The sequence below is a fragment of the Roseobacter sp. MH60115 genome (genome assembly GCF_015644665.1).
GTDB lineage: Bacteria > Pseudomonadota > Alphaproteobacteria > Rhodobacterales > Rhodobacteraceae > Roseobacter.
In genome coordinates this window covers 225,332-244,009 of sequence record NZ_JADOBQ010000005.1, presented here as the reverse complement: position 1 = coordinate 244,009, position 18,678 = coordinate 225,332, and the positions used below count along the sequence as shown (strand labels likewise).

At 59.7% G+C, this 18,678-nt stretch carries 20 protein-coding genes; 11 read left to right on the top strand and 9 right to left on the bottom strand.

Annotated elements, in window-relative coordinates; genetic code table 11:
• Positions 1 to 139 precede the first annotated feature (139 nt).
• Both rplS and rpmE read left to right on the top strand, forming a co-directional pair.
• Entirely contained in the window at positions 140 to 523 is a 384-nt protein-coding gene (gene rplS / locus ISX84_RS16960) for a 50S ribosomal protein L19 (protein ID WP_195821582.1), read from the top strand.
• Between the two features lie 11 nt (positions 524 to 534).
• Positions 535 to 756: a 50S ribosomal protein L31 gene (gene rpmE / locus ISX84_RS16955; RefSeq protein WP_159977188.1), complete on the top strand. Its 222-nt coding sequence runs from the start codon at positions 535 to 537 to the stop codon at positions 754 to 756.
• Between the two features lie 123 nt (positions 757 to 879).
• On the opposite strand, the gene ISX84_RS16950 is transcribed toward rpmE, so the two are convergent.
• Both ISX84_RS16950 and ISX84_RS16945 read right to left on the bottom strand, forming a co-directional pair.
• Positions 880 to 2,730, bottom strand: coding sequence for a methyl-accepting chemotaxis protein (locus ISX84_RS16950; protein WP_195821581.1), 1,851 nt, complete (start codon positions 2,728 to 2,730; stop codon positions 880 to 882).
• Complete coding sequence (locus ISX84_RS16945; RefSeq protein WP_195821580.1) at positions 2,727 to 3,026, bottom strand: hypothetical protein; 300 nt, start codon at positions 3,024 to 3,026, stop codon at positions 2,727 to 2,729. Before ISX84_RS16945 ends, ISX84_RS16950 begins: the two co-directional genes overlap by 4 nt.
• 224 nt (positions 3,027 to 3,250) lie before the next feature.
• On the opposite strand from ISX84_RS16945, the gene ISX84_RS16940 reads away from it, so the two are divergent.
• Positions 3,251 to 4,060: a division plane positioning ATPase MipZ gene (locus ISX84_RS16940; RefSeq protein WP_195821579.1), complete on the top strand. Its 810-nt coding sequence runs from the start codon at positions 3,251 to 3,253 to the stop codon at positions 4,058 to 4,060.
• A gap of 147 nt (positions 4,061 to 4,207) precedes the next feature.
• Positions 4,208 to 5,041, top strand: coding sequence for a spondin domain-containing protein (locus ISX84_RS16935; protein WP_195821578.1), 834 nt, complete (start codon positions 4,208 to 4,210; stop codon positions 5,039 to 5,041).
• A gap of 41 nt (positions 5,042 to 5,082) precedes the next feature.
• Here the strand turns inward: ISX84_RS16935 and ISX84_RS16930 are convergent, their stop codons facing one another.
• Complete coding sequence (locus ISX84_RS16930) at positions 5,083 to 5,523, bottom strand: MarR family winged helix-turn-helix transcriptional regulator (RefSeq protein WP_195821577.1); 441 nt, start codon at positions 5,521 to 5,523, stop codon at positions 5,083 to 5,085.
• 74 nt (positions 5,524 to 5,597) lie between these two features.
• Between ISX84_RS16930 and hmgA the strand changes: the two genes are divergently transcribed.
• The 4 genes from hmgA to ISX84_RS16910 all read left to right on the top strand — a co-directional run bounded on the left by hmgA (position 5,598) and on the right by ISX84_RS16910 (position 9,106).
• Positions 5,598 to 6,959 (top strand): homogentisate 1,2-dioxygenase, encoded by a 1,362-nt coding sequence (gene hmgA / locus ISX84_RS16925; RefSeq protein WP_195821576.1) that lies wholly within the window; start codon positions 5,598 to 5,600, stop codon positions 6,957 to 6,959.
• Positions 6,960 to 7,085: 126 nt separating this feature from the next.
• Positions 7,086 to 8,339, top strand: a complete 1,254-nt coding sequence (fahA, locus tag ISX84_RS16920) for a fumarylacetoacetase (protein ID WP_195821575.1) — start codon at positions 7,086 to 7,088, stop codon at positions 8,337 to 8,339.
• A gap of 39 nt (positions 8,340 to 8,378) precedes the next feature.
• Positions 8,379 to 8,894: a DinB family protein gene (locus ISX84_RS16915; RefSeq protein ID WP_195821574.1), complete on the top strand. Its 516-nt coding sequence runs from the start codon at positions 8,379 to 8,381 to the stop codon at positions 8,892 to 8,894.
• Positions 8,891 to 9,106 carry a hypothetical protein gene (locus tag ISX84_RS16910; RefSeq protein WP_195821573.1) on the top strand — a complete coding sequence of 72 codons (216 nt, stop codon included), beginning with the start codon at positions 8,891 to 8,893 and terminating at the stop codon, positions 9,104 to 9,106. The genes ISX84_RS16915 and ISX84_RS16910 overlap by 4 nt, the downstream gene beginning before the upstream one ends.
• On the opposite strand, the gene ISX84_RS16905 is transcribed toward ISX84_RS16910, so the two are convergent.
• On the bottom strand, positions 9,103 to 9,498 hold the full coding sequence (locus ISX84_RS16905; RefSeq protein ID WP_195821572.1) for a RidA family protein: 396 nt from the start codon (positions 9,496 to 9,498) through the stop codon (positions 9,103 to 9,105). The two genes, ISX84_RS16910 and ISX84_RS16905, sit on opposite strands and share 4 nt — an antisense overlap.
• 637 nt (positions 9,499 to 10,135) lie before the next feature.
• Here ISX84_RS16905 and ISX84_RS16900 point away from each other — a divergent pair.
• Positions 10,136 to 11,800: an ABC transporter substrate-binding protein gene (locus tag ISX84_RS16900; RefSeq protein WP_195821571.1), complete on the top strand. Its 1,665-nt coding sequence runs from the start codon at positions 10,136 to 10,138 to the stop codon at positions 11,798 to 11,800.
• A gap of 72 nt (positions 11,801 to 11,872) precedes the next feature.
• The gene (locus ISX84_RS16895; protein ID WP_195821570.1) at positions 11,873 to 12,361 is read left to right on the top strand and encodes a DUF2165 domain-containing protein; all 489 of its coding nucleotides are present in this window, start codon (positions 11,873 to 11,875) and stop codon (positions 12,359 to 12,361) included.
• A gap of 7 nt (positions 12,362 to 12,368) precedes the next feature.
• Here the strand turns inward: ISX84_RS16895 and ISX84_RS16890 are convergent, their stop codons facing one another.
• The 3 genes from ISX84_RS16890 to boxA form a co-directional block, all read right to left on the bottom strand.
• Complete coding sequence (locus ISX84_RS16890) at positions 12,369 to 13,004, bottom strand: 3-hydroxyacyl-CoA dehydrogenase family protein (protein WP_195821569.1); 636 nt, start codon at positions 13,002 to 13,004, stop codon at positions 12,369 to 12,371.
• Positions 13,001 to 13,891, bottom strand: coding sequence for a helix-turn-helix transcriptional regulator (locus tag ISX84_RS16885; RefSeq protein ID WP_195821568.1), 891 nt, complete (start codon positions 13,889 to 13,891; stop codon positions 13,001 to 13,003). Before ISX84_RS16885 ends, ISX84_RS16890 begins: the two co-directional genes overlap by 4 nt.
• 105 nt (positions 13,892 to 13,996) lie before the next feature.
• Positions 13,997 to 15,193, bottom strand: a complete 1,197-nt coding sequence (gene boxA, locus ISX84_RS16880) for a benzoyl-CoA 2,3-epoxidase subunit BoxA (RefSeq protein WP_195821567.1) — start codon at positions 15,191 to 15,193, stop codon at positions 13,997 to 13,999.
• A 54-nt stretch (positions 15,194 to 15,247) separates the two neighbouring features.
• Here boxA and ISX84_RS16875 point away from each other — a divergent pair, with 54 nt between their 5' ends.
• Positions 15,248 to 15,415, top strand: a complete 168-nt coding sequence (locus ISX84_RS16875) for a hypothetical protein (RefSeq protein WP_195821566.1) — start codon at positions 15,248 to 15,250, stop codon at positions 15,413 to 15,415.
• Between the two features lie 6 nt (positions 15,416 to 15,421).
• Here ISX84_RS16875 and boxB read toward each other — a convergent pair whose 3' ends face one another.
• Together boxB and boxC are read right to left on the bottom strand one after the other, a co-directional pair.
• Positions 15,422 to 16,873, bottom strand: coding sequence for a benzoyl-CoA 2,3-epoxidase subunit BoxB (gene boxB / locus ISX84_RS16870; RefSeq protein WP_195821565.1), 1,452 nt, complete (start codon positions 16,871 to 16,873; stop codon positions 15,422 to 15,424).
• A 97-nt stretch (positions 16,874 to 16,970) separates the two neighbouring features.
• Entirely contained in the window at positions 16,971 to 18,629 is a 1,659-nt protein-coding gene (gene boxC / locus ISX84_RS16865) for a 2,3-epoxybenzoyl-CoA dihydrolase (RefSeq protein WP_195821564.1), read from the bottom strand.
• Between the last annotated feature and the right edge of the window lie 49 nt (positions 18,630 to 18,678).

Here is an 18,678-nt window from a genome sequence, read left to right as displayed (position 1 = left end):
GACGTTTGAACTCTCCCGGCGGGCGCGATGCGCGAACCCGATGACAGACCGGAAGCTCTGGAACGCGCCAAATGTCACGCAGCAAAGCGCGTGCACAACCTTCGTGGAACAAACCACGAGCATCATAGGAGACGATCAGATGGATCTGATTGCTGAGATTGAAGCGGAACAAATCGCCGCTCTTGGGAAAGAAATCCCTGACTTTCGCGCGGGCGACACCGTCCGTGTCGGGTTCAAAGTAACCGAAGGCACACGTACCCGTGTGCAAAACTACGAAGGCGTCTGCATTGCCCGCAACAATGGCAAGGGTATTGCCGGGTCCTTCACAGTTCGCAAAATTTCGTTTGGCGAAGGCGTGGAGCGGGTGTTCCCACTGCATTCGACCAACATCGACAGCATCACTGTCGTGCGCCGCGGTCGTGTGCGCCGTGCCAAACTCTACTATCTGCGCAGCCGTCGCGGCAAATCCGCACGGATCACCGAGAATTCCAACTACAAGCCGCTCGCGGCAAAAGACGCGTAAGGAGCCTTTCGATGAAAGCAGATACACATCCCGAATATCACATCATCGACGTCAAAATGACCGATGGCACCGTTGTGCAGATGAAATCGACTTGGGGCAAGGAAGGCGATCAGTTGTCGCTCGATATCGATCCCTCGGTACATCCGGCATGGACTGGCGGTTCTTCGCGCCTGATGGATACGGGTGGCCGCGTTTCCAAGTTCAAAAACAAATATGCGGGTCTTGGCTTCTAAAGCCAAGGACTATGCAGCCAGACAAAAGCCACGCCATACCAGCGTGGCTTTTTTCTTTTCAGACCAAGTCATGATCTTCGCTTGTATCAGGCACGGGGTGCATAAGAGAAGTTAGGTCTGATGTCAGAATTCTTCCCATCCCGAGTCCGCCAGGTCATCATCCGGTAGGGCAAGAGCAGCATTCCCGTCAAACGCAGGCGCAGCGGCGCGCGGTGAAGCGTTCGGTGCCGGCTTTTGGCTTTCGGACGACGAGGTTTTGGCAGCGGGCTTTGGCGCGGGCCGTTCGCCTCCAATCGTGAACCGCGCCATGGCCTGTTTGAGATGTTCGGCCTGCTCCGCAAGGGATTGCGTCACGGCGTTTGTTTCCTCAAACATCGCGGCGTTTTGCTGCGTAACATCTTCGAGCTGCTGCATCGCCTCGTTGGACTCGGAAATACTCATGGATTGTTCTGCTGCCGCTGTAGCGATCACCGCCACATATTCCGCAATTTCTTCGACTGAGCCATTGATGCTTTGCAATGCGGTACCAGCCTTGTTGACAAGCTCCACGCCGTTGGACACCTGTTGCCCGCTCGCTTCAATCAAGCCGCCGATTTCACGCGCAGCCTCGGACGAACGCTGCGCCAGTTCCCGCACCTCTGATGCAACAACTGAAAATCCGCGCCCCTTGTCCCCCGCGCGGGCCGCTTCCACGCCGGCATTCAGTGCCAGCAGATTGGTCTGAAAAGCGATGTCCTCAATCACACCCACGATCTTCGCAATCTGACCGGAAGAATCCTCGATCTCAGCCATTGCGGCCACGGCATTCTTGACAATTTCGTCCGAAGAGCCTGCTCTGGATTTTGCCTCGGAAACAGCATCATTTGCCTGCTGGGCGCTTTTGGCCGCATTGCCCGAATTCGTCGCAATTTGCGTGATTGCCGCAGTCGTTTCCTCAAGCGTCGAGGCCTGTGCCTCGGTGCGCTTTGCGAGTGTCTCTGCGGCTTGTTCGATAGAATTCACGTCATCTACGATCGTGGTCGCGTTCTGATCCACAAGCGTCATGGCATCGCGCAGCTCTTCCAATGCACTGTTGAAATCCCGCCGCAGATCCTCGTACTGGTCCGGCAGCGGCTCGTTGATCGGCTTGGAGAGATCCCCGGTTGAAAGGCTTTTCAGCGCCTGCCGCAGCGTATCAACCACGCGCTTTTGCTCCGCCTCCACCTTCGCGCTTTTCTGACGCTCGGCCTCTTCGGTTTCTCTGGCGTGACGATCCGCTTCAATCGCCTTTTCGGTTTCAATCTCAGCCGCTTGGCGCGCCTCAAGCGCCGCTTGCTGAGCCTTCTCGGCAGCTTCAAGTGCTGCTTCGGTCTCCGTTTTTGCGACTTCCGCCTTGGCCAGCGCCGCGCGGGTCTCATCCGCCGACTGTTGCACTTCCCGGTTCTTTGCCAGGCTCTCCTGATAGGCCTTGTTACGCTGCTTGAGAGAGATCCAGAGGACCCCGGCCTCGATCACCACCACAGCACCGTGCAGAACTGTCCGCTGCAAGTTGGTTGCAATATCGACGGACGGATAGACAAGGGCGGGCAAAGCCAGTGACAGGCTGAGGTGATGGATCGCAATAGCCGCCGCAGCTGCCAAAATGACAACAGGTTCGGACATCACCATGCAGACGGCAAGAACAGCAAAGAAGATCATGTGGCTGTCGATTTGCCAGGCGTGGCCCGACAGCGCAGCGGTGATGCAGATCGCCTGACCTACAAGCCCAACCGCCACAAGAATACGCCCATGCAGGCTTTGCATCCGTGCTCCGAGAAAAGCCAACACAGCGAAGAATGCAGCACCTGCACCGATGAGCAGAAGAGAATTCTGCGCCGCCCAAGCCGCAAGCAGGGAAAACGGCACGAGCGCCGCCGCCCCCATTGCAACTTGAAAAGCGGCCTTATTGGCCGCGTTTTCCCATACATCATCCCGGAAGCTCTCTGGTTCCGTCATGTCTCTACTCCACATAAAAAGGCCACACGCCTGCCATCGACAACAAACCAAGCTCCCTGCGCCAGAAGGGACGCGGCAAATCCATCCTCCTCCGACAAGGCCAGCACGCCAAAACGCGCCTCTGCGGGTCCCAGTACGCGTCCACCGGCGGCGGCAATCATGACCCGCCGCTCCGCCGAGCCGGGTCCAATCACGAGCACGACCTCGCCCGGCACCGGCTTTGAGGCCGCAAGGGCAAGAAGCGGGCCGGCAAAAAGCAATGAAATCAGCGCAAGGGCATAGGTAATCAGCGGCATCGGAACCATATCCAGTTCAAGACTGGCTATCACCAGAAGGTTTACAACCCGCTAAAACACGCGCTCCTGATCACGCGCTCGGACACCTGCAAAACCCCACCAAGATGACCGCCCGTGCAATCCGCAAATTGCCTGCATCACGCCTTCCCAAACCTTCAAACACTACATATAGTGCCGCCCAATAGACGAGCCGCAGAAAGCGGCCGGGGGCAAAGGAACGGGCAATGGCGCATATCATCGTCGTCGGGAATGAAAAAGGCGGCGCGGGAAAATCGACCGTGTCGATGCATGTGGCCACGGCGCTGGCGCGGATGGGCCATAAGGTCAGCGCCCTTGATCTGGACCTTCGGCAACGGACCTTCGGGCGCTACACGGAAAACCGTAAAACGTTTCTGGCCAAGGCCGGGTTGAGCCTCGCCAGCCCCAACACACATGAGTTGCCTGAAATTGCGCCCGAAAGCCTGAAGCCGGGCGAGAACATCTACGATCACCGGCTGTCGGCCGCCGTTGCCTCGCTGGAGCCGGACAATGATTTCATCCTGATCGATTGCCCCGGCTCTCACACCCGCCTCAGCCAGGTTGCGCATTCGCTGGCCGATACGCTGATCACACCGCTCAACGACAGTTTCGTGGATTTCGACCTGCTGGCGCGCACGGATTCCTCCGGCGATGAAATTCTCGGGCCCTCGGTCTACTCGGAAATGGTTTGGAATGCGCGACAGTTGCGCGCGCAGGCTGGCCTCACCCCGATCGACTGGATCGTCGTGCGCAACCGAATGGGGGCGCAACGCATGGTCAATAAGGAAAAAATGGAACGGGCCGTGAAAAACCTCAGCAAGCGGATCGGCTTCCGCATCGCACCTGGCTTTTCGGAACGCGTGGTGTTCCGCGAGCTTTTCCCGCGGGGATTGACCTTGCTGGATCTCAAGGACATCGGTGTCAAGCAGCTGAACATCTCGAATATTGCGGCACGTCAGGAATTGCGCGACCTGATGAAAGCACTGAACCTGCCCGGCGTCACCGTCGATTTCTGACACGACCAACTCACGGAAATTTCAGTATTATTCACAAGTCCGGTAGCCGCCCGACTGTCACGCAGGTGTGACTGCAAGGTGACCGGATCTTCCCGTTACGGTGCGCGTGCCTCCCCATCCGGGGAGCTCATCTGACAGGAGAATAAAATGAATTTCGTGACCAGAAACTTGCTGGCACTGGCGATCACGGGCGTCGGCGCAACAGTTGCACTTACCGCGCAGGCGGCGTCCATACAGATTACGGTAACCAATAATCAGGCAGCAGGCGGTTTGTCGGTCACACCGCTCTATGCGGCGCTGCACAACGGAAACTTCGATGCCTTCGATCTGAGCGGAACCGCGTCACCGGGGTTGGAACTGCTGGCTGAAACCGGCATGCCCCCGGTCATTGCAGCGGAACGCCGGGCAATTGATCCGAATTCCCAGGCACTCTTTCTGGAATCGCCCAGCGGCCCACCCCCTGTCCAGCCGGGCGAATCCGTCAGCGGTATTTTCGAAGTGAATACGCCTTCTGCGCTCTTCTTCACGTTTCTTTCGATGCTCTTGCCGTCCAACGATCACTTCATCGGGAATGACAATGCCCGGGAATTCCAGATCTTTGACGATAACGGCAATTTCACCGGCAATCGCACGATCAATGTCACCGGTGCGGACATCTATGATGCGGGGACCGAAGCAAATGGCTTTGAAGGCGCGGCCTTTGTCCAGGGCGCGGACATCGATGACAGCCCCACCGGTGAAGGTTCGATCCAGCAGGGTGTTCCGCTGTCAGACGAGCTCCTTGCAAGTGGCGTCCTGCTGGCAACGGGCGGCACATTGAATGACGGGTTGATTGATTTCACGTCCGACCCGAGCGCATTCAACCTGCTGACCATCGAGATTTCGGAAGTGGCCCCGGTGCCGCTGCCCGCCAGCGCGCCTTTGATGCTGGCCGCATTGGGTCTGTTGGGCTGGCGCTTTCGCCGCAAAACGGTCTCCTGAACACCCAAGCGCAAGGCTCCAACCAGCCTTGCGCCCCCCTGCTAGGCCGAGATGCGCGCGAGCTTTCGCAATGCGCCGCGCAGGACTGCGTTCTCTTCCGGCGTCAGTTGCGCCGTCAGAGCCGCATCATACTCCATCGCGATTTCGCGCAGTTCCGCATAGGCTTTCCGGCCCTGAGCCGTCAGCTCCAGATGCTCGACGCGCCGGTCTGCCTCGTCGCGCGCGCGCGTCAGGAAACGGCGGTCCGCGAGGCGATGCACCGCGCGGCTGATCTTGGTTTTATGCATCTTGGCGGACTGGCCGATCCCGCCGGCGGTCATTTTCCCATAGAGCCCCAGATGAAACAGCACGCGCCACTCCGTGCGCAGCATGCCATAGCGATCCTTGTACACCTGCTGAAACTCAAGGCTGCTCCTCTCGGCGGCCTGATTGAGCAGGTAGGGCAGGAATTGCTGCAGATCGAAGCTGTCTTTTTCGGGCATCCCGGGTGGCTTCCCTTGTTAGTTACAAAAACAACTATTACATCTGCGCCATTCTGCGGACAAGGGAGGTTTCCATGAACCGGCACATGACACCAGCAGGGATGACCCAGGCCGCCAGCGGCTCCGGCACCACCGAGGGCTATATGCCCGGCTTCGGCAATGACTTTGAGACCGAAGCGTTGCCCGGCGCCCTGCCGCAGGGCATGAATTCCCCGCAGAAATGCAATTATGGCCTCTATGGCGAGCAGCTGTCCGGCACCGCCTTTACCGCGCCCAGCCACCAGAATGAACGCACATGGTGCTACCGCATCCGACCGTCGGTGAAACATTCGCACCGCTATGAAAAAATCGACCTACCCTACTGGAAATCCGCCCCGCATGTGGACCCGGACGTGGTGTCCCTGGGCCAATACCGCTGGGACCCGGTGCCGCATTCCGACACGCCGCTGACCTGGCTGACGGGCATGCGCACGATGACGACAGCGGGCGATGTGAACACGCAGGTGGGCATGGCGACGCATATCTATCTGGTCACGCAATCGATGGTGGATGCCTATTTCTACTCGGCGGACAGCGAACTGCTGGTGGTGCCACAGGAAGGACGCCTGCGGTTTTATACCGAGCTTGGGGTGATCGATGTGGAGCCCAAGGAGATCGCGGTGATCCCGCGCGGGCTGGTCTACCGGGTCGAGGTTCTGGAGGGCCCCTGTCGCGGGTTCGTCTGCGAGAACTACGGTCAGAAATTCGACCTGCCGGGACGGGGGCCCATCGGGGCCAACTGCATGGCAAACCGGCGCGATTTCAAAACGCCGGTCGCAGCCTTCGAAGACCGGGAAGTGCCCAGCACGGTGACCATCAAATGGGCTGGCCAGTTCCATGAGACCAAGATCGGTCACAGCCCGCTCGACGTGGTCGCGTGGCATGGCAACTACGCCCCCTGCAAATACGATTTGCGCAACTATTGCCCGGTGGGTGCGATCCTCTTCGACCACCCGGATCCGTCGATCTTTACAGTGCTGACCGCGCCTTCGGGCGTGGAAGGCACCGCCAACATCGACTTCGTGCTCTTCCGCGAACGCTGGATGGTGGCCGAAGATACGTTCCGCCCGCCGTGGTATCACAAGAACATCATGTCGGAGCTGATGGGCAATATCTATGGCCAGTACGATGCCAAACCCAAGGGGTTCGTGCCCGGTGGCATGTCCCTGCACAATATGATGCTGCCCCACGGCCCTGACAAAAACGCCTTTGAAGGTGCCAGTAATGCGGACCTCAAGGCCGAGAAGCTCGACAACACCATGTCCTTCATGTTCGAGACCCGTTTCCCGCAGCATCTGACCCGCTTTGCCGCGCAGGAGGCACCCTTGCAGGACGACTACATCGATTGCTGGGAAAGCCTTGAGAAAAAGTTCGACGGCACGCCCGGGAAGAAATAGATAAATGGCATGAGCACTGCATTTATCGACCTTCTCTTCTGGATCGGCGTCTTTGCCGCCTTGTTCTTCCTCTTCCGCTGGTTGCAGGCCCGCAAAAAACGGGACGAGCCCGGCAAGGATGACTGAATGCCCCTGATGAAAAGCTGGGTGGCCAGCGCCAATGATCCGGGCTGCGACTTTCCCCTGAACAACCTGCCCTACGGTGTTTTCTCGAACGATCCACATGATGCGCGCTGTGGCGTGGCCATTGGTGATCAGGTGCTGGATCTGGCAGTGGTCGAGGCCGCAGGCCTGATCCGGCTGGCGGACGCCCCGGTCTTCGATCTGCCCTACTGGAACGACGTGATGGATCTGGGCCCGGACGCTTGGGCCGCTCTACGTGCCCTATTGACGGATTTCCTGCGCGAAGCCGCGCCGGAACAGGCACAGTTGGCCCCTTTCCTGGTGCCATTGTCCGAAGTGCGTCTTCATCTGCCGCTGGTCGTGTCCGAGTTCACCGATTTCTACGCCGGTCGCCATCACGCAACCAATGTGGGCACGATGTTTCGCGGCGCTGAAAACGCGCTGCCTGCCAACTGGCTGCATATCCCCATCGGCTACAACGGGCGGGCCAGCACGGTTGTCGTCAGCGGCACCGAAATCCGCCGCCCCTGGGGCCAGATCAAGGCGCCTGACGCCGATGTCCCGGAGTTCAAACCCACCCGAAAACTCGATATCGAACTGGAGCTGGGCGCCATCGTTGGCGTGTCCACCTCCATGGGGCACCCCATATCAGTGGCCGAAGCGGATCAGATGATCTTTGGCTACCTGCTGCTGAACGACTGGTCCGCCCGCGACATTCAGGCCTGGGAATACCAGCCTCTCGGCCCGTTTCAGGCCAAGGCTTTTGCAACCTCCGTGAGCCCGTGGATCGTCACCACGGAGGCCTTGCAGCCCTTCCGAACGTCAACGCCCGCGCGGGAGAAAGAGCTACTGCCGCATCTGCAGGAACCCGGACCGATGCTCTTTGACATTGATCTTGCCGTGCTGATTGAGCCGGAGGGCGGCGCGCAGGAAGTGATCGCCCAGACCAACTACAACCAGATGTATTACTCCGCTGCCCAGCAATTGGCGCATCACGCCTCCTCTGGCTGCGCGATGAACGCGGGCGACCTGCTCGGTTCCGGCACCATTTCAGGCCCTGAGAAGGCGCAGCGCGGCTCCCTGCTTGAGTTGAGCTGGGGCGGGGCAGAGCCGATTGCGCTGCAGGACGGGGCCACCCGATGCTTTGTCGAGGATGGTGACACGCTGACGCTGACGGGACATGCGCAGGGGGATGGCTACCGCATTGGCTTTGGTGCTTGCGCGGGAAAGGTTTTGCCGGCTCTGGACTGGACGTAACCTCGCCGGATGGTCACAATCGGCGCGCAGGAGGCCGACATGCTGACCGCTTTTGAAAGAATGGCACAGAACAACGCCTGGGCAAATGCCACGCTCTATCACGCGGCACAGACCTTGCCGGAGGACGCCGCACGCGCGGAGGCGCCTGGGTTCTTCCCCTCGCTTGCGCGCACGCTGAACCACATCTACGAGGTCGATCTCTACTATGTCGACGCGCTCGAACAGGGCGGTCTGGGGCGGGCGGTCTACCAGCGAAACGACGATCCGTCCCTTACGTCACTGGCGCGTCGGCAGGCGGCATCGGATGCGCGGTTGATCGCATTCTGTGAAACCCTGACCCAGGACGCGCTCAACGACACGCGCCCCACCGACCGCGGCGAGGGTGTTGTCCACGAGACGGTGCAGGCGCTTTTGCTGCATCTGTTCCAACACCAGGTGCATCATCGCGGCCAAGCCCATGTGCAGTTGCACGCGCTGGGGATTGCCCCGCCGCAGTTGGATGAATTCCACCTCTCCTTCGAACGCGCACCTTCGGCACAGGCCTATTGGCCATGAACCGGTTTGGCCCGACCCGCAAGGAATTGACCTTCCGCCTCTGCGTGTCCGTCGCAGGGCTTCTCTTGCTGGGTGCGGCACTGGTCTATCGCGGCATGCCACAAGGACCGGCGATGTTTGAAATCGTCGGGATTGCCGGGGTCTTCTTTGGCGGCACGCTGCTTTGGACGCTGAAAAAACTGATCAAGAAAGAGTATTCGGACGCGCCCTAGGCAGGCGCTTCCGCCGCCCAGACCTCCACCTCGACCACGAACTCCGGACGCGTGAACCCCGATACGATCACCAGCGTGGACGTCGGCAGAACCGGCACATTGGCCAGAAACGCATCGCGGGCCGCCATGTACCCGGCCATATGAGCCCGGTCGGTCACATAGGCGCTCAGATGGCAGACGTTCTCGGCACCCATGTCGGCTTCCTGCAGGATCGACAGGATATTCGCAAAACAGATCTCTGCCTGCGCCTCCGCCCCGTCCGGAACGGATCCATCCCGTGCAAGGCCCAATTGACCGGACGTCCGCACAAGACGCGATCCAGCGGGCAGCTCCACCCCGTGCGCGTACCGCGCAAACGGCGGCGCAATTTGATGGGGAGAAAGAGATTTCATGATCCATGTCCAATGGCGGCGTTTGCATCACGATGACGCAAATCACACGCCAGTTAAACCGCGAAAACTAGGACAAGGGTGCAACAAACCGCCGACGTCTGTCGCACTGTAGACGCGATTCCCCCGGGGGAATCGGGTGCCAGACCGCAGAGATTTGAGTCGCTTTTCTGCCCACCACAGGTGAAAACACCAACATGACACAAACAAAGTTGAAAAAATTTGGCGCGCGCTAAAATAGCCGAACAGCTCAAACCGGCAATGCCCGCCTTTCCGAGACCGTCGGGGCGCTGCCACACCTTGCCGCAAAAGCTTGGTACATTTGCGACATCAGTTGTCAAAAATTCGCCGCTTGTCCTCCATGGCCGACCTGCGCGCGGGTATTTCATCGGACATCTGCTTTCGGTCTTCCATCGGTCCGTGTTAAAAGCGCTTTGGGAACCCTGCAGACCTTGGAGGGTTTCAGCTGGTTCTGCTGCATTGAACCCGGGGAGAAAGGGTTGACGGCACGTCTGGCACGTTTGACACTCCAGCCGTCCTCAAGAGGGCGTTAAGAAAGCAGACCAACTGCATCACCGAGCCGGAGCAAATACCCGGCACCGCGCATCACCTGGACGCGCAAAAAACAGAGAGGAAGAAGATGACATTTTTCACACGTACCGGCAGACCCCTGCCGAAGGCCGTCGTGGATTCCGCTGGGAAGGTCGGCACCGATCCGGTCACCCGCCGCGAGTTCCTGGCAACGGCCAGCGCTTTCGGCGCGACGGCGGCAACGGCCTATTCGATGATCGGCATGGCAGCGCCCGCCCGCGCCGCGGGCCACAAGGAAGGCGGCGTTGTCCGCATGCAACAGGAAGTCCGGGCGCTCAAGGACCCGCGCACCTACGACTGGTCGCAGATCGCGAACTTCTCGCGCGGATGGCTGGAATACCTCGTGATCTACGAAAACGACGGTACCTTCACCCCCGCCCTGCTGGAGAGCTGGGAGATCAACGACAATGCCACCGAATACACCCTGAATGTCCGCAAGGGCGTGAAGTGGAACAACGGTGACGACTTCACCGCCGAAGACGTGGCCCGCAACATCACCGGCTGGTGTGACAAGAGCCTTGAAGGCAACTCCATGGCAGGTCGTTTCGGCGTGCTGATCGACGAAGCTTCCGGCCAGGCCATCGACGGCGCAATTACGGTTGTGGACAGCCACACGGTCAAGCTGGCCCTGCCGCGCCCCGATATCTCGCTGATCCCTGGCATGGCGGACTATCCTGCGGCGATCACGCCCGCAGGCTTTGATCCCGACACCATGATGGACAATCCCATTGGCACCGGTCCCTACCTGCCTGAAATGCTCGAGGTTGGCGTCAAAAGCGCGCTGGTCAAGAACGCCGAGCACACCTGGTGGGGCACGGAAGTCTTTGGCGGGCCCTACATCGACCGCCTTGAATACATCGACTACGGCACCGACCCTTCCGCCTTTGTTGCGGCGGCCGAAGCCGAAGAGATCGACGCGCTCTACTCCATCGAAGGCGATTTCATCGATATCTTCGCCACGCTGGACGGCTGGGTCGAGAACTCGATTGCCACTGCGGCGACCATCGTCATCCGTCCCAACCAGTTGGCTGAGATCGATGGCGCCAAGCCTTACGCGGACAAACGTGTCCGTCAGGCGCTGGCCATGGCCGTCGACAATGCGGTTCTGCTGGAGCTGGGCTACGGCGGACGCGGCATCGAAGCGGAAAACCACCATGTGGGTCCGATGCATCCCGACTACGCCGAACTGCCGCCCCGCAAGGTGGATCCAGCCGCCGCCAAGGCGCTGATGGATGAAGCCGGTATGGGGGATTACGAGCACGAGCTCTACTCAATCGACGATGCCTGGCGCAAAGACACGACCGATGCTGTCGCCGCCCAACTGCGCGACGCCGGCATCAAGGTCAAGCGGACCATCCTGCCCGGCTCCACCTTCTGGAATGACTGGGTGAAGTACCCGTTCTCCTCCACCAACTGGAACCACCGTCCGCTGGGCGTGCAGATCTGGGCACTGGCTTACCGGTCCGGCGAGGCGTGGAACGAGTTCGGCTGGTCCAACGCGGAGTTCGACAAGATGCTGGATGTGGCGCTGGCCACGGCAGATGTGGACGAACGCCGCAAGCTGATGAAGGACATGCAAGCCCTGATCCAGGAAGAAGGCGTGACGATCCAGCCCTATTGGCGGTCGCTCTACAACTTCACCAAAGAGGGCCTGGTGGGCGCGGAACACCATATCGCGTTCGAATACCACCCGGCGCGTATGGCCTGGACCTGAGCCACAAAAAACCTCGAAGGGTCGCGCACTGCGCGGCCTTTTTTTGTTTGGTAACCGCCAAGAGACACTAGGATGGACACCGCACTTCTGTTGGCACAGGCCGTCGCCACCGGCCTGATCACCGCATGGCTGACCTTGGGACTGCGCGACAACCTGCTGCATCCACAGGTCAATGAAACCTACACCGCAGAGGTGCTGTCCATGGCGCGGATGCGGAACGACTATCCTGATGAATTTGCGTCAGTTGCCCATCGCGCGATCACCAACCGCCCCACACAGAAACTGGCCTTTCGGCTGGTGATCCTCGCTGAGGCGGCGGCATGTATTTTGCTATGGCTTGGCACCATTGGCCTGTTGATGGGACTTGTGGGCACGGCATTGCCGGAAACCGGGCGGATGCTGGCACTTTTGGGGGCAACGGCCTTCACGACCGTCTGGGCAGGGTTTCTCATCATCGGTAACCACTTTTGCTATTGGTTCTGCCATGAGGGTGCGCAAAACACGCACTACCAGATGACGCTCTGGGGTCTGGCGACCATGATCCTGATCTGTCAGGGCTGAAGCTTTTTTACGGAATGGCAAAGAGCGCATCGGCAAGTGCTGCGCAGCCTTTGCCGTCCGGCGCGACGGCCCTCAGGTGCCGGACCAGATCGGGCCTTTCGAAGGTGCGCGCATAGGACAATGCGCCGCCTGTCTTGGCAGGGAATCCAAGCGCGCTGATGCTCAGGTGATCAACGCGCGCCGTCAAATGCGCCCCTCCGGTCGTCATGAGGTCGAGCGCGGCAAGGACAATCCCGGCGACGAGCCTTTGCAGCATCTGCTCGTCCCTTAGCTCAACGCGCGTGACACCGGCAAACCACGCCTCTTCGCGCAGAAGATCCTCCACCAGCGGGTCGATCACCAGCCCACCTCCGCCGGGATAGCGATACCAGCCGACACCCACCTTGCGGCCTAAACGTCCTTCCGAAACCATACGTGAGAGTATTGGAGAGAAGGTAACCTCATGCGAGCAGGACGCAGCACTCTGGCGCTGCAGTAGAGCATCCAGCCCAACGCCATCCTGACCCTCGCAAACGCCCGTAGGAAACCCAAAATCGGTCATCGCGGCGTCCAGTTCCCAAGGATTGGTGGCCTGCATCAAAAGCTGATCCGCCGCAGCATAGAGCCCATCTTCCAGCGCCTGGGCAATCTCTGCGTCTGTCACTCCGCCGGTGCCTCGAGGAAGCCCTTGGCGGCAATCACCTTCATCAGATCGTTGAGCGAACCTGATATGGTCCGGTTCGACGTATTGACCTGCGCTTCGGCTTTCTCATAGAGCGCTGTCCGCGCGCTCAGCAGCGATTTCAACTGTTGCATGGCCGCAGGATTGCCCTGCATCGGGCGCAAGTCGCCCTGCGCCCTCACACGTTGCATATGCTCTGCCGGGGAGGTGCGCAGCCAGACGGTGTGAAACCGTTCCAACACCTGTTGATAGGTCACCTCTTCTGCCACCAGCCCGCCTGCCACGGCCAGGATCATCCGGTCATGCTTTTCCACGGTGCGCGCAATTGCTTCGGCTTCCAGCGCGCGGTAACCGTCCTGCCCGTAGAACGCCATGACCTCGGAGAGCGGCATGCCCGTGTGCTCCTCGATGTCCCGGTTCAGCTCCACGAATGGTAGGCCGAGCGCCTTGCCCGCCAGACGACCCAAGGTGGATTTCCCCGCGCCGCGCAGCCCGATCAGGCAAATGCGCCCGGCGCGCAAGGCCGCCGGGTTTTGCGGTGCCAACAGACTGCGTATTTTCTGTCGCACCTCCTCGGGTGCAGCGCGGTAGAGATGCGCCACCCGATCGACATCCCTGTCCCAGGGTGCATTTTCCGACACCAGGTTTTCGACCTTGACCTCCAGCGCCGTCGCGATCCGGTGCAACAGGGTGATAGAGATGTTGCCCTCCCCCGCTTCAAGCTGCGCAAGATAGCGCGGGGAGACCCCGGATTTTTCCGACAGGGCACGCCGCGGCAACCCCAGCCCCTTGCGCAGATCACGCACACGGGCCGCGAGGCGCCGTTTCAGCGCCTGGCTCGGGTCTTGTGTGACAGTTGTGTCGGTCATGCAGCACCTGCGAAACTGAACAATAATGCAGGTTCTAGGGCGGATGGTGACCACCTCAAGCCGACACGTCCTAAAAACCGGAAATATTTCGCACCAACCCGGACTTCAGTAGGTTTCGACGTGGTATCGGCCCTCGTCACGCATCTGGTCGCGCAAAGCTGCCCAGTCCTTGCCGCTGCCGTGCGCAATGTCACTCAGCGCTTCTTCGACACCCTGCTCCATCGCCTTGAGACCGCAGATGTAGATATGGCCGTCCTGCGATGACAACAGGGCGGCGATGACCTCCGATTGTTCACGCAGCTTGTCCTGAACGTATTGCTTGGGCTGATCAGACGCGCGGCTGAAGGCAAACGCCTTGCGCATGAATTGATCCGGCACTTTTTTCAGCGGTCCGAAATAGGGCAGATCACGTGGGCTGCGGGCACCAAAGACCAATGTCAGGCTGTCCTTAGCCTTGGGCATCTCGCGCTGACGCCGCATGGTGAACCCGCGAAACGGTGCGGAACCGGTGCCGGTGCAGATCATCAGCAGATGGGCATCCGGATCCGAGGGCAGCAGGAACGTCGCACCAAAGGGTCCGGTGATCTGCACCTCGTCGCCTTTGGCCAAGTCACAGACGTAGTTGGAGCACAGACCCTTTTCCTCACGCTTGACCGTGAGCGAGATATTGTTGAAGCCTGGGCGTTCCCCGTCGCGGGGGCTGGAGACGGAATAGAGCCGCGGTAGATGCGCCTTGCCCTCGGCATCTTTGCCGGGGGTGATGATCCCGATGCTCTGCCCTTCGAGAACGGGGAACGGCAGGCTGCCCAGATCAAGAATGATGTGACGCACGTCCCCGTCACTCTCCGCGTCGGTCAGCCGGTAGTTGCCCTGCACGGTCGCGGTCGCCGGATTGCCGAGGGAATAGAGATTGATCGTCGGTTTGGAGGCGGACGCAGGTGCCTTGGCCTTGCCGCCTGCGCCTTTGTGGGCCTCGGCCAGCAGCGCCGCAATGGCATCATCATGGGCCTCGATACCGTCGTCCTGACCTTCATCAGGCAGGGAGATATCCTCCTGCTCCGGCAGTTCGTCAAAGTCGTATTGCTGTTCGAGGGAGTAGGGCGTTTCCACCACACGCCATTCATCGATGGAGCCGGTGGGGCAGACCGGAATGCAGTCCATGCAGAAATTGCAGGTATCCGGGTCGACAACGACATTGTTGTCATCGTGCTGGATCGCCCCGATGGGGCATGTCATCTCGCAGGTATAGCAGCGGATGCAGATTTCAGGATCGATAAGATGCTGTTTTAAGGGTGTGTTCATGGACTGGCGGTGGACCGGCGCAAAACCGTTTCGGGCAAGAAGGCAAGCTCGACAATGTCACGGCAAATGCCTTTGCAGTCGGTGCAACCGATGCAATTGGGGCTGGGCGTCGCGGGCATTTTGGCGGTTTGGGTCTGCATGGGTCCGGTCTCCTTAGAAAAAATCAAGGTCACTGGCGGTGACGCGGGCCAGTTTCACTGGCCCGTCTGGCGGGCGCTTTGATCTGGATCAAGCCATATGAAGCTTCACATATTCGAAATCACCGGGCTTGTTATCGATCCCGACCTTGGGCGGCGCGATCCAGGAGGCATATTGCCCCGGCTCATAGCAGGGTTTCATGAGCGATTGGATAAAATCCCCGTCGGCCTTTGTGGGCAGCCATTCATCCTGCCGTTTTGCCCAATCGTCGGCGGAAATGATATTGCCCTCTGGATCAACGGCCACGGTCGAGAACACACCGATCTGGCGGTGGAAGCCTTCATGCGGCAGTTTGAATTCAAACTCGACCCCGGCTTTGGCAATCGCCTTGTTCCAGCGTCCGACACCGCCTGCCGCATCGCGCACATAGTCATCGCGCAGGCGCATGTTAATCGCGGTCAGGGCGGGGACGTCTTCGGTCAAGATTTGCCCATCCTTGATCGAGGTAACCGCGTAGGTATCCTCCTGCAGCTTGTGGTCATCATCAATGCGTTGCTCCATGTAACGCCCCTTGATGCCGGCGTTGAAGGCATTTGCCGCATTGGTCGAGACCTCCTGCCCAAAAAGGTCGAGACTGAGCGTATAGTGCAGGTTCAGCTTTTTCTGGATCGTGGGCAGGTCGATCACGCCGAGATCGCGGATTTTGTGGATATCATAGGGATCGGTGATGCCATGTTTGTTCATGGCTTCCAGCGTGGCCTGAATGGTGCGGCCCACGCCGGTCTCGCCGACAAACATGTGATGCGCTTCTTCGGTCAGCATGAAACGGCAGGTGCGGCTGAGCGGGTCGAACCCCGACTGCGCAAGACTTTCCAGCTGCATCTTGCCATCGCGGTCGGTGAAATAGGTGAACATGAAGAAACTCAACCAATCAGGCGTTTCCTCGTTGAACGCCCCCAGCATCCGTGGCGCCTCCTCAGAGCCCGAGGAGCGTACAAGCAGATCATCCGCCTCCTCACGCCCGTCACGACCGAAGTACTTCTGCAGCAGATAAACCATGGCCCACAGATGCCGCCCTTCTTCGACATTGACCTGAAAGAGGTTGCGCATGTCGTAAAGCGACGGTGCGGTCAGGCCCAGAAACCGCTGCTGTTCGACCGAGCCCGGCTCGGTGTCGCCCTGAATGACGATCAGCCGCTTGAGCATGTTGCGGTACTCGCCCGGCACCTCCTGCCAGGCGGGCTCGCCCAGATGCTCGCCCATCGGAATGCGGCGGTCCTCGACGGCGGGCGCCAGTAGAACGCCCCAGCGATACTCCGGCATCCTGACATAGTCGAATTTCGCCCAACCCTTCGGATCGACGGATACCGCCGTGCGCAAATAGACCATGCTGTCCTGAAAACTCTGCGGGATCAGATCATTCCACCAGTTGATATACCCCGGATGCCATTTTTCCAATGCCTTCAGCACCTTCTTGTCGGAACTCAGGCCCACGTTATTGGGAATTTGGCTGTCGTAGCTGACATTGATGAGATCGAGCATTCAGTCCTCCTGTCGGATGGTGGCCCAAAGGCCCACCCTACCTGTCTGAAACCGAGCTTACCGCCAGCAGGTAGGGTGGGCTTTCAGGCCACCTTTTTCACACACGTTGCATATCGTAGACGCCCCGCACCCCGGTTCCGTAGCGCTGCAAAGCACCCTCCGGACCCACGGCATTGGGTCGTTGAAAAATCCAGTTCTGCCAGGCGGTCAGACGCCCGAATATCCGCGTTTCCATGGTCTCGGGCCCGGCGAACCGCAGATTACCTTCCATGCCCGTCAGCGCATCGGGAGAGAAGCTGGCACGCTCCTCCCGGAAAAGCCGCACCTCGTCTTCCCAATCGATGTCGTCATAGGCATAGGTGACCAGCCCACGTGCTTCAGCCTCCTCCGCCTCAAACGGCGCAAGCAGATCCTGTCTGAGATCCTCGACGTGTTCCGGGGTTCCCAGAAACCGGGTCTCCAGACGGCTGAGACCGTTACCCATCGGGTACACGCCAAAATTGGCCTCGGTCAGCGTCACCGCCCCCATGGGACGGTCATCGTCTTCAAACCCATCCAGCATCATGTAACTGCGGTCCACCGCCCAGAGCAGCTCTGCCAGCACACCGGCAAAGCAGGATCCGTGTTCGACCAGCGCGACCAGACTGCGTGACGTCATGTCGATGCGTTTCAGCACACGTTTCCAAAAACATAAGACCTCATTGGCCAGCCAGTGATCTCGATGCGCGAGAAGCAGTGCCTCATGGGCCACGATCAACTGCGGGTCCCCCCGGGTCTGGAATTCGATGAGCCCGAGGTCATCCTCATTTGTGCGCAGATGCAGGATCGCATCATCCAGCTCGCGGGCACACCGTAGCATCCATGCCTCCGCGCCCTGTTTTTGAAAGGTCTCCATGTCACCCGGCGCGCTGCCTTCCGGCCCCAAAATGGTGATCTCTGCCCGGCGACCAACCCTATCGAGGACCACTTTCACGCTCGAATATTCGATCTCATCCACCCCAAACCTCCGGTCAAGTGGCGTCAGGGTGATGCCCTCCGGCGGTGCATCACGGGTCGCCTCGGCGGCAAAGGCGCGGGCCCGTTCGGCCACAACCTCATCGAACTTGGAATTGGGAATGACCTCGTCCACAAGACGCCACTCCAGCGCGCGTTTGCCCTTCACGCCTTCCTCGACGGAGCAGAAGACATCTGCGAGGTCCCGGCGCACCTTGCGCTTGTCGGTGACACGAGTCAGCCCGCCCGTGCCCGGCAGGACCGCCAACAGCGGCACCTCGGGCAGCGCCACCGAAGAGGTGCTATCATCGGTGAGCATGATATGATTGCACGCGAGGGCAAGCTCATACCCGCCGCCGGCACAGGCCCCCCGCACAGCGCAAATGTAATTCTGTCCGCTGTCCGCCAGTGCGGCTTCGAACGTGTTGCGGGTTTCATTGGTGAACTTGCAGAAATTGACCTTGTGCGCATGGGCGGCGCCCCCCAGCATGCGAATATTCGCGCCGGCGCAAAAAACCTTGTCCTTGGCAGATCGCAACACCACAACCCGGACCTCGGGGTGCTCGAACCGCATGCGCTGCACCACATCTGCAAGCTCTATGTCCACGCCAAGATCGTAAGAGTTCAGCTTCAACTGGTAGCCCTCGAACAATCCTCCGTCTTCATCCACATCCATGTAGAGATTGGCGACAGCACCATCGTAATCGATCTTCCAATGCTTCATGGCGTTTGGATCGACCTGAAAATCAATGTGCTTGCTCACAGTTAGCCTTTCGTGACTGTCGGTGCAGCTTGTCGGTAATTTGAATTAT